The organism is Desulfomicrobium salsuginis, from assembly GCF_054657795.1.
In genome coordinates, this window is sequence record NZ_BAAHYA010000001.1 from 1,330,273 (window position 1) to 1,342,705 (window position 12,433).

Consider the following 12,433-nt stretch of genomic DNA (forward strand, 5'->3'; position numbering starts at 1 on the left):
GGGGTCAAGTCTTCCTTTGTCTCTTCTCAATCTCTCTTTTGCTCCTCTCCACCCTATCCGCCAGGCCTTTGTCAGCTTCAATTCTCATCTTGATTCGCGAGATGGCGCTGGCGACAGTGCTGTATTTTTCTATTTGGAATTCTGCGGCAATGTGATTGAGGCTGTCGCCTCTGATGGTGCGTGCCAGATGCATGGCCACGTCGCGGGGTTCGTTGGTGACGCCCCGTGAGGATGACTTCATCGTTTCCTCATCGACGCCGTAGGAAGGCAAAGGGGTCAAATCTTCCTTTGTCTCTTCTCGATCTTTCTTTTGATTTTCTCCACCCTATCCGCCAGGCCTTTGTCAGCTTCAATTCTCATCTTGATTCGCGAGATGGCGCTGGCGACAGTGCTGTATTTTTCTATTTGGAATTCTGCGGCAATGTGATTGAGGCTGTCGCCTCTGATGGTGCGTGCCAGATGCATGGCCACGTCGCGGGGTTCGTTGGTGACGCCCCGTGAGGAGGACTTCATCGTTTCCTCATCGACGCCGTAGACGCTGCAGGCGGCTTCCCTGATATCTTCCGCCGTAACAGGCGCAAGCTGCCGTGACTGCGGGATCTCCGGGTTGAGTTTGGCGGCGAAGAAGCGGTCCTTGATGGTTTGCACGAATTCCGAATTGCCGAGAATGGCGGGCAGTTTCTTCAGCGAAAAGACTCTTTCGATGTTTTCGTCGTCATCCCTGGCCATGAAGCGGCGGTATTCGGCGCGTGCCTTGACCGGGTCGTCGGAGAATTGCGCGAGAAGCGGCCCGGTGTGCAGCCACTTCCACGAGTTTTCGCGATGCAGATAGCCGAGATGGCTGCTCCAGGGGTACTCTTCCAACGTTTTGACCATCCCGGACTTGAGCGGATTGTGGTGGATATAGCGGACCAAACCCTGCAGGTAGTCGTCTTCCCCGACCAGGATGGCCTTGTACCTTCCGCGGAAAAGCTGCCCGTCCAGGCCGTGCCGCCGGTTGAACCACTGCGTGTACACCCCGCCGAGATGCCGCATGGCGCGGGCCAGGTTGCCTTCCGGAGTCTGGAGCAGCAGATGGTAATGGTTGGGCATCAGGCAATAGGCCGCGACGCCCAGGCGAAACATTTCCGAGGTGCTTTTGAGCAGGCCGGTGAAGGCCTTGTAGTCCTCCGCATCGCGAAAGATGACTTCCCGCCGCCGGCCGCGGTTCATGACATGGTGCCATGCGCCTTCGAATTCGATTCTGAGTGGTCGTGCCATGGGTGTTTGGTAGCGTCGATGGCTGGTTGAGTCAAAGGAAGATTTGACCCCTTTTGGGCCATGGGTTGTCATGACGTTGTCGGTACATTATAAGGAGGCAAACTTTGGAGGCGTTATGGCAACCACGACCATGTCCAAGACTGAAAGGATCGATGTTCGAGCGAGCATTTCCGTGAAGCAGTTGCTGCAGGAGGCCGCGCAGGCCAGTCATAAGAGCGTGAGCGAGTTTCTGCTGGAGGCGGGCGTCAACGCCGCAAACCAGGCTCTTTCCGAGCGACGCCATTTTGAGATTGGGGAGGAGCAGTGGGCGGCCTTCGAGAAAGCCCTCGACAGGCCTGTGCAGACCAAGGCCAGGCTTCGCAGCCTCATCGTCGATGCCGGGGTACTCGGCTGATGTTCGAACCCGTGCGCAAGCTGCGTCCCGGCGACGACATTGACCGATTCGACTGCGGCCAGCCCGCGCTCAATCAGTTCCTGCAGCGGTACGCGTTGCTCAGTCAGAAGGCCGGCAGCGCCCAGACGTATGTCAGCATCGCACAGGGGCGGGTGGTCGGCTTCTATTCCCTTGCCGTCGGGAGCGTGTCGCCCGCGGATGCGCCAGGCAGGGTTTGCAAAGGGCTGGCGCGGCATCCCGTGCCGGTCATGATTCTGGCCAGGCTGGCGGTGGATGCGGAGTTTCAGCGCAAAGGCCTTGGGCGGGCGCTCCTGAAGGACGCCTTGTTACGGACCCTCCAGGCGGCGGACATCGCGGGGATCAGGGCGATTCTCGTGCATGCCAAGGACGAGCAGGCCCGGGCATGGTATGCTTCCTGGGATTTCGAGCCGAGCGTGACCGATCCGTACCACCTTTTTCTGCTGCTGAAGGATTTGAAGGCCATTCTGGTTTCGTAAGAGTCGGCCTTGACTCTGCACGGCAAGAGTCATAGCTGATTTCTGTGTGTAGTACGATGTATACATTGTATCCTCAGCCATTTTTATCTGCCGAGGAGGAGTTATGAGCGTCATGTCCATGCGGCTACCTGATGAAGCCATGGATCGTTTGGGGGATTTGGCCAAGGCGACCGGCAGAACGAAGTCATTTCTTGCCGGGCAGGCCATCATGGAATTTCTCGAGCGGGAGTCGTGGCAGGTGAACGAGATTTCTCAGGCGCTGGGAGAAGCGGATGCCGGCGATTTTGCGAGCGATCAGGAGATCGAGGCCATGCGCGAAAAATGGGGCGGCAATGCGCGTTAGATGGCTGCGCAAGGCCCTGGCGAATTTGAATGTCGAGGCGGAATACATCGCGGCGGATGATCCGGATTCGGCTGTGAACCTGTTTGATTGCGTCGTGACCAAGGTGGCGACTTTGACGGATTTCCCCAGCCTGGGACGGCCGGGGAGAGTACCCGGCACACGGGAGCTGGTTATCGAAAGGTATGCCTTGCTCATCCCATACAGAGTCCTGGCGGATGAAGTGCACGTCCTTCGTGTCTTCCACACCCGGCGCAAGCCCCCTACCTCCTGGTAGCCCTCTCACTCGACCTCGATTTCGAGCCCCTTCAGGTACGCCCCTTCCGGAAAGGCCAGGGCCACCGGATGGTCCTGGGCCTGCGTCAGTCTGCGCACGATCCGCCCTGTGCTCCCTGCGTCCAGGGCCGCGTCTGCCACGATTTTCTGGAACAGGGCGTCCTCCATCAGGCCCGAGCAGGAGAAGGTGAAGAGGCGGCCGCCGGGGCGCAGGAGGTGGAAGGCGCAGAGGTTGACGTCCTTGTAGCCGCGGGCCGCGCGGGTGAGGCTGGCCTTGGAGTCGACGAACTTTGGCGGGTCCAGGACGATGAGGTCGAAGGTGCGGCCTTCCTTGCGCCAGGCGCGAAGAATTTGGAAGGCGTCGCCGCAGACCGTGGTCATGGATTCGGGGGCGAAGCCGTTCAGGTCGCGGTTGCGGACGGCCAGGTCCAGGGCCGGGGCCGAGGCGTCGAGCTGGGTGACGTTTTTTGCCCCGCCCCGAAGCGCGGCCAGGCCGAAGCCGCCGGTGTAGGAGAAGCAGTTCAGGACTTCGGCCCCGGCCGCGGCCCGGCCCACGGCCAGGCGGCTGTCGCGCTGGTCGAGGTAGAAGCCGGTCTTGTGGCCGCTCCGGACATCGACCAGGAGGCGCACGCCGTTCTCGCGGATTTCGACCAGTTCCGGGATTTCGCCGTGCACGGCTTCGATCCGCTCGGCCAGTCCCTCCTTGGCCCGCACGTCCACGTCGGAGCGTTCCAGAATCGCGTCGTCCGGAAACAGGGTGCGCAACGCCGCGATGATCTCCGCCCGCCAGAATTCGGCACCGGCCGTCAGGAGCTGGAAGACGAGGACCGCGGCGTAGCGGTCCAGGATGAGGCCCGGCAGGCCGTCGGATTCCGATTGTACGAGGCGCAGGGCGTCGCTTTCTGTTTCGAGGCTCCGGCGTCTGGCGGCGGACTGGCCGATGCGGCGCAGGAAGAATTCGGCATCGATCCGTTCGTCCGCATCGAAGGTCCAGACCCGGCCCTGGATCTGGGATTTGGGCGAAAAGGCGGCCCGGGCCAGCCACTGGCCGTTTTGTCCGAGAACGTCGACGGTCTGCCCTGATTTGGGGCGGCCCTTGACAGCGGCCACCGCACCGGAAAAGATCCACGGATGACGCCGGAACAGCGATTTTTCCCGGCCCGCGGCGATGATGAGCTGTTGGTCCACGATGATGTCCTTGATGCGCAGGGGGAATCCCCGCAGTGTGAGTTCCTGCGCGCCATGGACGGGCAGGCGACCGAAAACATAGGTCAAGCCCACTGGGGCGTCCACGGGAAAAATGGCGCCTCCGGCATCGCAGGCCCCGACAATTTCTGGCGACGGGTTCCGCCGGGGCATTTTCTTTTGGCCGTGTTTTCTGCCGTGCTGTTGCACGTCGCGATTTTGGGCGCGGTCAGGCTGTGGTTTTCTCCCTGGTGGGGCATGACCGGCCCCCGACTGCTGTCTCTGGAACTCGCCGGAATTTCCGGCGGAGGGGGAGTCCGTGACGGCCGGGGAGCCGGGGCGGGGGAAAAAGCCGGGGCCGCCCCCGGCAATGGCGAAACGGACGCGCTCGCGGGCCGCTTGTCCGATCTGCTGCCCCTACTTGGCGCCGAGAATTCGGGTGATGCGTCCAAGGCGCAACCCATGGGGCACGTCGCACCCAGACAGCCTGATGTCCGCCCCGCCGCCTCATCCTCCCCCAAGCCAAGGCCTGTCGCACCCAAAGCGCTTGCCCCCAAGGAAACAGCGCCCCCCCAGCCGGAACCCGTTCGCTCCGAGCCGTCGGAATCCTCCCTCCCAGAAAATGAATCGCTCCCAGGACCTGACGCTCAGGAATCTTCGGGAGAACCTGCCGCCGTGGCGGCAGGAACCGTTCCAGGCGCAGGGACTGGCGACTCCTCGGGCAGCGGCGCAGGCGCAGCCGCTGCGGGAGGCGACGGCGTACCGGCCAAAGGGAGCGGCCCCGGTGCAGGCGGGGGGCCTGGCGGCGAGGGACGCGGCCAAGGAGGGGGCGAGGGCGGGCTGCTCAGCTTCGGGACCCCCGGCGGGCCCGTGATCGCGCGCATGGCCATGCCCGAGTACCCGCGCGAGGCCCGCCGATTGGGCAAGGAAGGGACCGTGGTGCTGAGGATCACCCTCGATGCGGCCGGCGAGGTCGCGGCCGTCGATGTCCTTCAGACTCCAGGCTACGGTCTGGACGAGTCCGCCCGCGAGGCCGTGCTACGCTCCCGCTTCCGTCCGGCCACGGCCCGAGGCGTGCCCGTGGCCTGCCAGGCCATCCTGCCGGTGCATTTCAAGCTGCGGTGAACGTTCATCGATTTTCGCAGTGACAAGCGTGCGTTTCATGCTCCACCACTGCGGCCGCCATCCCCTTAGACAACACCGCCCCGCCGGCTTGCGCTGACGGGGCGGTTCGTTTTGTGTTTCCTGGCCTGTCTAGAAGATCTGCGGATAGCTCTTCACGAAGGCGTCGAGGCGTTCGCGGGACTTGGTGATCCTTTCCCGCAGTGAGGCCTTGTAGGCGTCCATGTCGGCGATGGGCTTGCGGGCCACGCCCGTGTCCATGGCGGCCTGGGCCACGGCGGCGGACTCGAACTCGATGAGGCGCAGGTCAACGGGTTTGGGGATGATGTAGTCGATGCCGAATTCCAGCTTGTCCACCCCGTAGGCTTCGAGGACATAGTCCGGCACCGGCTGCTTGGCCAGGTCGGCCAGGGCCTTGGCCGCGGCCATTTTCATTTCCTCGTTGATGTTGGTGGCCATGACGTCGAGGGCGCCGCGGAAGATGAAGGGGAAGCCCAGGACGTTGTTGATCTGGTTGGGGTAGTCCGAGCGGCCCGTGGCCATGATGGCGTCGGGGCGGGCTTCCTTGGCGTCGGTGTAGGAGATTTCCGGGACCGGGTTGGCGCAGGCGAAGATGATGGGGTCCTTGGCCATGCCTTTGACCATGTCCTTGCTGACCACGCCGGCCTTGGACAGGCCCAGGAAGACGTCGGCGCCGACCATGGCTTCGGCCAGGGAGCCGTAGGCCTTCTTGGTGGCGAATTCGCGCTTCTGCTCGTTCAGGTCCGTGCGGCCCAGGTGCATGTGGCCGCGGGAGTCGAACATGGCGATGTTTTCGAGCTTCATGCCCAGCGCCACGTAGAGGCGGGTGCAGGAGATGGCGGCGGCGCCGGCTCCGGAAACCACCATGCGCAGGTCCTCGATCTTTTTGCCCGTGATCTCGAGTGCGTTGAGCAGGCCGGCGGCGGAGATGATGGCCGTGCCGTGCTGGTCGTCATGGAAGACCGGGATGCCCATTTCCTTCTTGAGCTTGTCCTCGATGTAGAAGCATTCCGGGGACTTGATATCTTCGAGGTTGATGCCGCCGAAGGTCGGCTCAAGGGCCTTGACGATTTCGCAGAGCTTGTCGGGGTCGGTCACGTCGAGGTTGATGTCATAGACGTCGACGTCGGCGAAAATCTTGAACAGGAGGCCCTTGCCTTCCATGACGGGCTTGCCGGCGTGGGCGCCGATGTTGCCCAGGCCCAGGACGGCGGTGCCGTTGGAAACCACGGCCACGAGGTTGCCGCGGCCGGTGTACTTGTAGGTCAGGTCCGGGTCCTTGGCGATGGCCAGGCAGGACTCGGCCACGCCCGGGCTGTAGGCCATGGTCAGGTGCTTCTGGGTGGAATAGGGCTTGACCGGCACGACCTCGATTTTGCCGGGACGGACTTCGGAATGGTAATCCAGCGCTTCCTGGGGGGTGAAAAGAGCCATGTTGTCCTCCAATGTGATGCCGCATGGGCGGCGTTGACAATTTCGGTGATCGGGCCAGGGGGGGCCAGCCGTGCGTATCCCGCACCGTAGGGGCGAAAAATTTTTCGCCCCTACAATGGTGCACATATTCGCATGGGACGTGCGTTCGTGTCTCGTTTTGCGCCTAACACGAATAAAAATAATAAACGTCATGGCCCGGGTTCACCAGAGGTGCGTCCAAGAGGAAGATGGATTCCCGCCTTCGCGGGAATGACGCGTTGGTAGGGCGCGGGTGCGAGCCTGTTTATGCGGTGGCGTGGGTTCGAACCTCCTTATGAGGCTCGAACTATTTGACGCCCGTGTGCAACCCGTTGTTTCTCCTTGATGTCATCCCCGCGCAGGCGGGGATCCATGCCTTTCGTCTTGCCCCCGCATGAAGATGGATTCCCGCCTTCGCGGGAATGACGCGTTGGTAGGGCGCGGGTGCGAGCCTGTTTATGCGGTGGCGTGGGTTCGAGCCTCCTTATGAGGTTCGAACTATTTGACGCCCGTGTGCAACCCGTTGTTTCTCCTTGATGTCATCCCCGCGCAGGCGGGGATCCATGCCTTTCGTCTTGCCCCCGCATGAAGATGGATTCCCGCCTTCGCGGGAATGACGCGTTGGTAGGGCGCGGGTGCGAGCCTGTTTATGCTGTGGCGTGGGTTCGAACCTCCTTATGAGGTTCGAACTATTTGACGCCCGTGTGCAACCCGTTGTTTCTCCTTGATGTCATCCCCGCGCAGGCGGGGATCCATGCCTTTCGTCTTGCCCCCGCATGAAGATGGATTCCCGCCTTCGCGGGAATGACGCGTTGGTAGGGCGCGGGTGCGAGCCTGTTTATGCTGTGGCGTGGGTTCGAACCTCCTTATGAGGTTCGAACTATTTGACGCCCGTGTGCAACCCGTTGTTTCTCCTTGATGTCATCCCCGCGCAGGCGGGGATCCATGCCTTTCGTCTTGCCCCCGCATGAAGATGGATTCCCGCCTTCACGGGAATGACGCATTGGCGGGGCGCGGGTGCGAACATACTGACATTCGGATAATCAGACGTCCACGCAAAAGCTTCAACCTTCTCGCCCCCCAACAATAACCGGGTCAAGGGGCGAGCCCCTTGCGGGGCGCGGGGCAGCGCCCCGCATTCCCCCTCCTCCCCTGCCTATTCCAGCCCGGCCGCCGCCCGGTCGGGCTGCACGTACAGCTCACCCCCGTGGCAGTCGTTGATGACCAACAGCGGAAAGTCTTCCACGGTCAGATCGCGGATGGCTTCGGGCCCCAGTTCGTCGAAGGCGATGACTTTGGCCGCCGTGATGCATTTGGACAGCAGGGCCCCGGCCCCGCCCGTGGCGCCGAAGTAAACGGCCTTGTGGTCCGCGAGGGCCTGCTTGACGGCGTCGCTTCTCTTGCCCTTGCCCACGGAGGCCTTGCAGCCCAGGGCGTGCAGGCGCGGGGCGTAGGTGTCCATGCGGTAGCTGGTGGTGGGGCCGGCGGCGCCGATGGGGCGGCCGGGGGGCGCGGGGCTGGGGCCTACGTAGTAGATGACGGAGCCCTGCAGGTCGAAGGGCAGGGTTTCGCCCTTGTCGAGCAGGTCGCAGAGGCGCTTGTGGGCGGCGTCGCGGGCCGTGTAGATGGTGCCCGTCAGCCGGACCACGTCGCCGGCCCTGAGTTTGAGTATGTCCGCGTCGTTGAGCGGGGTCTGCAGCGCGTGTTCGGCCATCAGAGTTCCACCTCCCGGTGTCTGGAGGAATGGCACTGGATGTTCACGGCCAGGGGGAGGCTCGCGATGTGGCAGGGGCTCATGGCGATCTTGACGCCAAGGCACGTGGTCTTGCCGCCCAGGCCCATGGGGCCGATGCCGAGTTTGTTCAGGGCTTCGAGGAGTTCGTTTTCCATGGCGGCCAGCTTGGGGTCCGGGTTCACGTCGTCGAGCTTTCGCAGCAGGGCCTTTTTGGCCAGGATGGGCGCGTAGTCGAAGGTGCCGCCGATGCCGATGCCGACGATGGTTGGAGGGCAGGGGTTGGGGCCGGCCTCGGCCACGCGCTCGATGACGAATTTTTTGATGCCGGGCCAGCCCTGGGCCGGGGCGAGCATGGTCACGCGGGACATGTTCTCGCTGCCGCCGCCCTTGGCCATGAAGGCGACTTTCAGTTTGTCGCCGGGCACGATGTCGAAGTGGATGACGGCCGGGGTATTGTCCTTGGTATTGGCGCGGGTCAGCGGGTCGCAGGCGGACTTGCGCAGGAAGCCTTCGGCGTAGCCCCTGCGCACGCCTTCGTTGATGGCTTCGCGGATGTTCATGCCCGCAACGCGCAGGTCCTCGCCGACGTCGACGAAGAACACGGCCAGGCCCGTGTCCTGGCACAGCGGCAGGCCGGTCTGCTCGGCCAGTTCGTAGTTTTCCGTCAGCTGGCGGAAGACCTCCCTGGCCGCCGGGGATTCCTCGCGGGCCGCGCTGCGCGCGAAGCTGTCGCGCACGTCCGCGGGCAGGTGGCGGTTGGAGTCGATGCACATCCGGGCCACGGTGTCGATGATCAGTGAAGCGTCGATGGTGCGCATGGCCTATTTCCCGAAGAGGTTCCTGATGGCGGTGATGCCCATCTTGCGCCGCAGGAAGCCGAGCTGGTTCTGCAGGGGCAGGTGCTTGGGGCAGACGTCCTCGCAGGCGAGTAAGCCCATGCAGCCGAAGATGCCGTAGTCGTTGCCGATGATCTCGAAGTACTCCTTGTCGGTGCGCTCGTCACGCGGGTCGACGACGAAGCGGGCCACGCGGTTCAGGGCCGCGGCGCCGAGGAAATCGTCGCGCATGCGGGCCGTGCCGCAGGCCGCGATGCAGCAGCCGCATTCCACGCAGCGTTCGAGCTCGTAGATCTGCTCGGCCACGGCGTTGTCCATGCGTTCCTCCTCCTTGGCGGGGTCGAAGACCTTTCGGGTGTGCACCCAGGATTCGGTCTTCTGGTACATCTCGCGGAACCAGACGCCCGTGTCCACGGACAGGTCGCCGACAAGCTTGAAGACCGGCAGGGGCAGCAGGACGATGTGGTCCGGCAGGTCCTTGGTCTTGGTCTGGCAGGCCAGGCGCGGGCGGCCGTTGACGACCATGCCGCAGGACCCGCAGATGCCGGCCCGGCAGCAGAAGTCGAAGATGAGGCTCGGGTCCTGTTCCTCGCGCAGGCGGTTGAGGACGATGAACAGGGTCATGTTCGCCGTCTCCTCCAGCCGGTAGGTCTGCATGCGCGGCTCGGTTCCTTTTTCCTCGGGATTGTAGCGGAATATTTCGAAGGTCAGCATTCTGCCCATGGCGTGCTCCTTATTTGCCCTTGATGGTCTTGGCCGCGATCAGTGCGGGATCGGCCTGGATGATCTTGCCCCCGCCGTAGCCGCGTTCGCCCGGGGGGATCTCGAAGTACGGGGTGGCGTCCTCGTACTTGAGCACGGGCATGTCGGCGCCTTCGGGCCAGTAGGCCAGGGTCCTGTTGAGCCAGTTCTGGTCGTCGCGGGCGGGGTAGTCCTCGCGGTTGTGGCTGCCGCGGCTTTCCTTGCGGGCCAGGGCCCCGGCGGCGATGCACAGGGCCAGGCGCACCTGGCCGCGCAGCTTGAGGGCCGCGGCCAGCTCGTGGTTGGCGCCCAGGCCGTTCGAGACCAGGCCGATCCTGCCGGCGCGCTCGTACACGCCCTGCAGGGTCTCGATGCAGGCCAGCAGGTCCTTTTCGTTGCGGAAGACGAAGCAGCCCTTCATGAGGGCCTCCTGCATCTCGGAGCGGACCCTGTAGACGTTCTCCCTGCCCAGGCGCCCGGCGATGAGGTCGTCGATGCGCTGCTGCTGGCGCTTGACTTCGGCATTGATGGCGGCCGTGCTGTAGGTCGTCTCGCAGCCCCTCAGGTATTCGACGATGCACTTGCCGATGATGCCTCCGGCTACCACGGTTTCGGCCAGGGAGTTGCCGCCCAGGCGGTTGAAGCCGTGCATGTCCCAGCAGGCCGCCTCGCCGGCCGAGAAGAGGCCTCTCAGGCCATAGGCCGCGCCGGTCTTGTCCGTGCGGATGCCGGACATGGTGTAGTGCTGAGTCGGGCGGACCGGGATGAGCTGGGTGCGGGCGTCCACGCCGAGGAAGTTCTTGCAGATCTCGTCGACCTCGCGGAGCTTGGTGGAGATGTGCTTGTCGCCCAGGTGGCGGATGTCGAGCCAGAGGTGCTCGCCGTAGGCCGACTGCACGCCCTTGCCTGCGCGCATGTGTTCGGTCATGCGCCGGGCGACCACGTCGCGGGAGGCCAGTTCGGCCTTCTCGGGCTCGTAGATGTGCATGAAGCGCTCCTCGTTCACATCGAGGAGCGTGCCGCCGTCGCCGCGGCAGCCTTCGGTCACGAGGATGTCCGTAGGCACGATGCCCGTGGGGTGGAACTGGATGGACTCGGGGTTGCCGATGGGCACCAGGCCCGTCTCCTGGGCGATGGCGTTGCCCGCGCCGTCGCAGATGACGGCGTTGGTCGTGGCCGTGTAGAGCCGCCCGTAGCCGCCGGTGCAGACGACCGTGGCCTTGGCCAGGAAGACCTCGAGCTTGCCCGTGCGCAGGCAGCGGACCACCGCGCCCATGCACTTCTCGCCGTCATGGATGAGGGAGATGGCCTCCTTGCGGTCCAGGACCGTGATGCCGAGTTCCGCGCACTTGTTGTCCATGGTGCACATGACGGCGTGGCCCGTGCCGTCGGAGGTGTAGCAGGTGCGCCATTTGGCCGTGCCGCCGAAGGAGCGGGCCGTGATGAGGCCCTCCTTCTCGGGCTTCTCGAATTTCTCGAACTTCTCGCCGCCCTTGAAATAGAAGGACTTGCCCGGCACGACGCGGTTCCACGGCACTCCCCAGTGGGCCAGGCGGCGCATCTCGATGGGCGCGGTGTCGGCGAACATGCGGGCCACTTCCTGGTCGCAGCCCCAGTCCGAGCCCTTGACCGTGTCCAGGAAGTGCACATCTGGATTATCCCCCTCGCCCATGGCGCAGTTGCCGATGGCGGCCTGCATGCCGCCCTGGGCCGCGGAGGAGTGGGAGCGCCTGGCCGGCACGATGGACAGGCAGACGACGTCGAACCCGGCCAGGGCCGACTCCACGGCCACTCGTTCGCCCGAGAGTCCGGCGCCGATGACCAACAGATCAGAAGTATGGGTGTACATGGCAACTCCCTGAAATTAGACGGTCATGGTGGCGTAGCGGGCCAGGGCGATGAGGGCCAGGGCGGTGACGCAGCCGAAGACGATGGTCAGGATCTTCACGGCCTTGGGGCGCAGGGCGTCGGTGATGAACCCCCACTTCACGCCGATGCGGTACACGCCGATGAAGATATGCAGCTGCACGAGCGGCACCAGCAGCAGGTAGAAGAGCGTCCAGCCGCCGCTCTGCACGCGGGCCGTGGACGTGGCTGCCAGGATGGCCGCGTCGTTGATGTTGGTCCACATGTGGATGGCGCCCAGAACGAGGATGATCATGGCCGAAACGGCCTGCACGATCCACAGCCACGTGTCGCGGTGTCGCAGGAGCTTGGCGTCGCGCCAGATGGCGGTCTGACCTTCGCTTCTGAAGGGGATCTTGCGGGCGGCCACGACGAAGTGGGTGAAGAAGAGGATGGGAACGAAGATGTGGGCCAGGGTGTCGAGGTGCAGGGTCTCCAGGAAGCCGGCGACGCCGTCCAGGGCCCCCGCGCCGAAGATGATGGACGAGGTGAGCAGGGTGTGGAAGGCCATGAACAGGACCAGACCGACGCCCGTGAGCATCTGGATCCAGTCGAGGTATGCATCCCGGCGGCTCGGGCGCGCGACATGCATGGTGGCATCAACGGACATACTTCCTCCGAAGTTGCGGAGCCGATGCAGTACAGGCTCCTGGTTGAACAACCAATTCG

Annotated in this window: 14 protein-coding genes; 5 read left to right on the forward strand and 9 right to left on the reverse strand. The window is 63.9% G+C overall.

Annotation, left to right across the window (positions count from 1 at the left end; genetic code table 11):
• Nucleotides 1-4: 4 nt before the first annotated feature.
• Both ACYQ3G_RS05995 and ACYQ3G_RS06000 read right to left on the reverse strand, forming a co-directional pair.
• Nucleotides 5-280 carry a helix-turn-helix domain-containing protein gene (locus tag ACYQ3G_RS05995; protein ID WP_459823655.1) on the reverse strand — a complete coding sequence of 92 codons (276 nt, stop codon included), beginning with the start codon at nt 278-280 and terminating at the stop codon, nt 5-7.
• Entirely contained in the window at nt 277-1,260 is a 984-nt protein-coding gene (locus ACYQ3G_RS06000; RefSeq protein ID WP_459823658.1) for a transposase, read from the reverse strand. The genes ACYQ3G_RS05995 and ACYQ3G_RS06000 overlap by 4 nt, the downstream gene beginning before the upstream one ends.
• A gap of 115 nt (nt 1,261-1,375) precedes the next feature.
• Between ACYQ3G_RS06000 and ACYQ3G_RS06005 the strand changes: the two genes are divergently transcribed.
• The 4 genes from ACYQ3G_RS06005 (at nt 1,376) to ACYQ3G_RS06020 (ending at nt 2,768) form a co-directional block, all read left to right on the forward strand.
• Nucleotides 1,376-1,654, forward strand: coding sequence for a type II toxin-antitoxin system TacA family antitoxin (locus ACYQ3G_RS06005; protein WP_459823661.1), 279 nt, complete (start codon nt 1,376-1,378; stop codon nt 1,652-1,654).
• The gene (locus ACYQ3G_RS06010; RefSeq protein ID WP_459823664.1) at nt 1,654-2,151 is read left to right on the forward strand and encodes a GNAT family N-acetyltransferase; all 498 of its coding nucleotides are present in this window, start codon (nt 1,654-1,656) and stop codon (nt 2,149-2,151) included. Before ACYQ3G_RS06005 ends, ACYQ3G_RS06010 begins: the two co-directional genes overlap by 1 nt.
• Before the next feature lie 103 nt (nt 2,152-2,254).
• Nucleotides 2,255-2,494, forward strand: a complete 240-nt coding sequence (locus ACYQ3G_RS06015; protein ID WP_459823666.1) for a CopG family ribbon-helix-helix protein — start codon at nt 2,255-2,257, stop codon at nt 2,492-2,494.
• Nucleotides 2,484-2,768, forward strand: coding sequence for a type II toxin-antitoxin system RelE/ParE family toxin (locus tag ACYQ3G_RS06020; RefSeq protein ID WP_459823669.1), 285 nt, complete (start codon nt 2,484-2,486; stop codon nt 2,766-2,768). The genes ACYQ3G_RS06015 and ACYQ3G_RS06020 overlap by 11 nt, the downstream gene beginning before the upstream one ends.
• A gap of 5 nt (nt 2,769-2,773) precedes the next feature.
• Here the strand turns inward: ACYQ3G_RS06020 and ACYQ3G_RS06025 are convergent, their stop codons facing one another.
• Nucleotides 2,774-4,060: a class I SAM-dependent rRNA methyltransferase gene (locus tag ACYQ3G_RS06025; protein ID WP_459823672.1), complete on the reverse strand. Its 1,287-nt coding sequence runs from the start codon at nt 4,058-4,060 to the stop codon at nt 2,774-2,776.
• A gap of 567 nt (nt 4,061-4,627) precedes the next feature.
• On the opposite strand from ACYQ3G_RS06025, the gene ACYQ3G_RS06030 reads away from it, so the two are divergent.
• Nucleotides 4,628-5,077, forward strand: a complete 450-nt coding sequence (locus tag ACYQ3G_RS06030) for an energy transducer TonB (RefSeq protein WP_459823675.1) — start codon at nt 4,628-4,630, stop codon at nt 5,075-5,077.
• 129 nt (nt 5,078-5,206) lie between these two features.
• Here the strand turns inward: ACYQ3G_RS06030 and ACYQ3G_RS06035 are convergent, their stop codons facing one another.
• The 6 genes from ACYQ3G_RS06035 to ACYQ3G_RS06060 form a co-directional block, all read right to left on the reverse strand.
• Nucleotides 5,207-6,529: a malic enzyme-like NAD(P)-binding protein gene (locus ACYQ3G_RS06035; RefSeq protein WP_459823678.1), complete on the reverse strand. Its 1,323-nt coding sequence runs from the start codon at nt 6,527-6,529 to the stop codon at nt 5,207-5,209.
• A gap of 1,174 nt (nt 6,530-7,703) precedes the next feature.
• On the reverse strand, nt 7,704-8,261 hold the full coding sequence (locus ACYQ3G_RS06040) for a Fe-S-containing hydro-lyase (protein WP_459823681.1): 558 nt from the start codon (nt 8,259-8,261) through the stop codon (nt 7,704-7,706).
• Entirely contained in the window at nt 8,261-9,100 is an 840-nt protein-coding gene (locus ACYQ3G_RS06045) for a fumarate hydratase (RefSeq protein ID WP_459823684.1), read from the reverse strand. The genes ACYQ3G_RS06040 and ACYQ3G_RS06045 overlap by 1 nt, the downstream gene beginning before the upstream one ends.
• A 3-nt stretch (nt 9,101-9,103) precedes the next feature.
• A complete protein-coding gene (locus ACYQ3G_RS06050; RefSeq protein ID WP_028576294.1) occupies nt 9,104-9,841 on the reverse strand; it encodes a fumarate reductase iron-sulfur subunit in 738 nt (245 codons plus the stop codon).
• 10 nt (nt 9,842-9,851) lie between these two features.
• A complete protein-coding gene (locus tag ACYQ3G_RS06055) occupies nt 9,852-11,708 on the reverse strand; it encodes a fumarate reductase flavoprotein subunit (RefSeq protein ID WP_459823688.1) in 1,857 nt (618 codons plus the stop codon).
• 15 nt (nt 11,709-11,723) lie between these two features.
• Nucleotides 11,724-12,374 (reverse strand): succinate dehydrogenase/fumarate reductase transmembrane subunit, encoded by a 651-nt coding sequence (locus ACYQ3G_RS06060; protein WP_459823690.1) that lies wholly within the window; start codon nt 12,372-12,374, stop codon nt 11,724-11,726.
• Nucleotides 12,375-12,433: the final 59 nt, after the last annotated feature.

Bases quoted from the DNA above. Each gene is read 5' to 3' on its own strand.
- ACYQ3G_RS06040 (WP_459823681.1), bottom strand. From the start codon at position 8,261: ATGGCCGAACACGCGCTGCAGACCCCGCTCAACGACGCGGACATACTC.
- ACYQ3G_RS06015 (WP_459823666.1), top strand. From the start codon at position 2,255: ATGAGCGTCATGTCCATGCGGCTACCTGATGAAGCCATGGATCGTTTG.
- ACYQ3G_RS06050 (WP_028576294.1), bottom strand. From the start codon at position 9,841: ATGGGCAGAATGCTGACCTTCGAAATATTCCGCTACAATCCCGAGGAA.
- ACYQ3G_RS06035 (WP_459823678.1), bottom strand. From the start codon at position 6,529: ATGGCTCTTTTCACCCCCCAGGAAGCGCTGGATTACCATTCCGAAGTC.
- ACYQ3G_RS06060 (WP_459823690.1), bottom strand. From the start codon at position 12,374: ATGTCCGTTGATGCCACCATGCATGTCGCGCGCCCGAGCCGCCGGGAT.
- ACYQ3G_RS06045 (WP_459823684.1), bottom strand. From the start codon at position 9,100: ATGCGCACCATCGACGCTTCACTGATCATCGACACCGTGGCCCGGATG.
- ACYQ3G_RS06020 (WP_459823669.1), top strand. From the start codon at position 2,484: ATGCGCGTTAGATGGCTGCGCAAGGCCCTGGCGAATTTGAATGTCGAG.
- ACYQ3G_RS06005 (WP_459823661.1), top strand. From the start codon at position 1,376: ATGGCAACCACGACCATGTCCAAGACTGAAAGGATCGATGTTCGAGCG.
- ACYQ3G_RS06010 (WP_459823664.1), top strand. From the start codon at position 1,654: ATGTTCGAACCCGTGCGCAAGCTGCGTCCCGGCGACGACATTGACCGA.
- ACYQ3G_RS06055 (WP_459823688.1), bottom strand. From the start codon at position 11,708: ATGTACACCCATACTTCTGATCTGTTGGTCATCGGCGCCGGACTCTCG.
- ACYQ3G_RS06000 (WP_459823658.1), bottom strand. From the start codon at position 1,260: ATGGCACGACCACTCAGAATCGAATTCGAAGGCGCATGGCACCATGTC.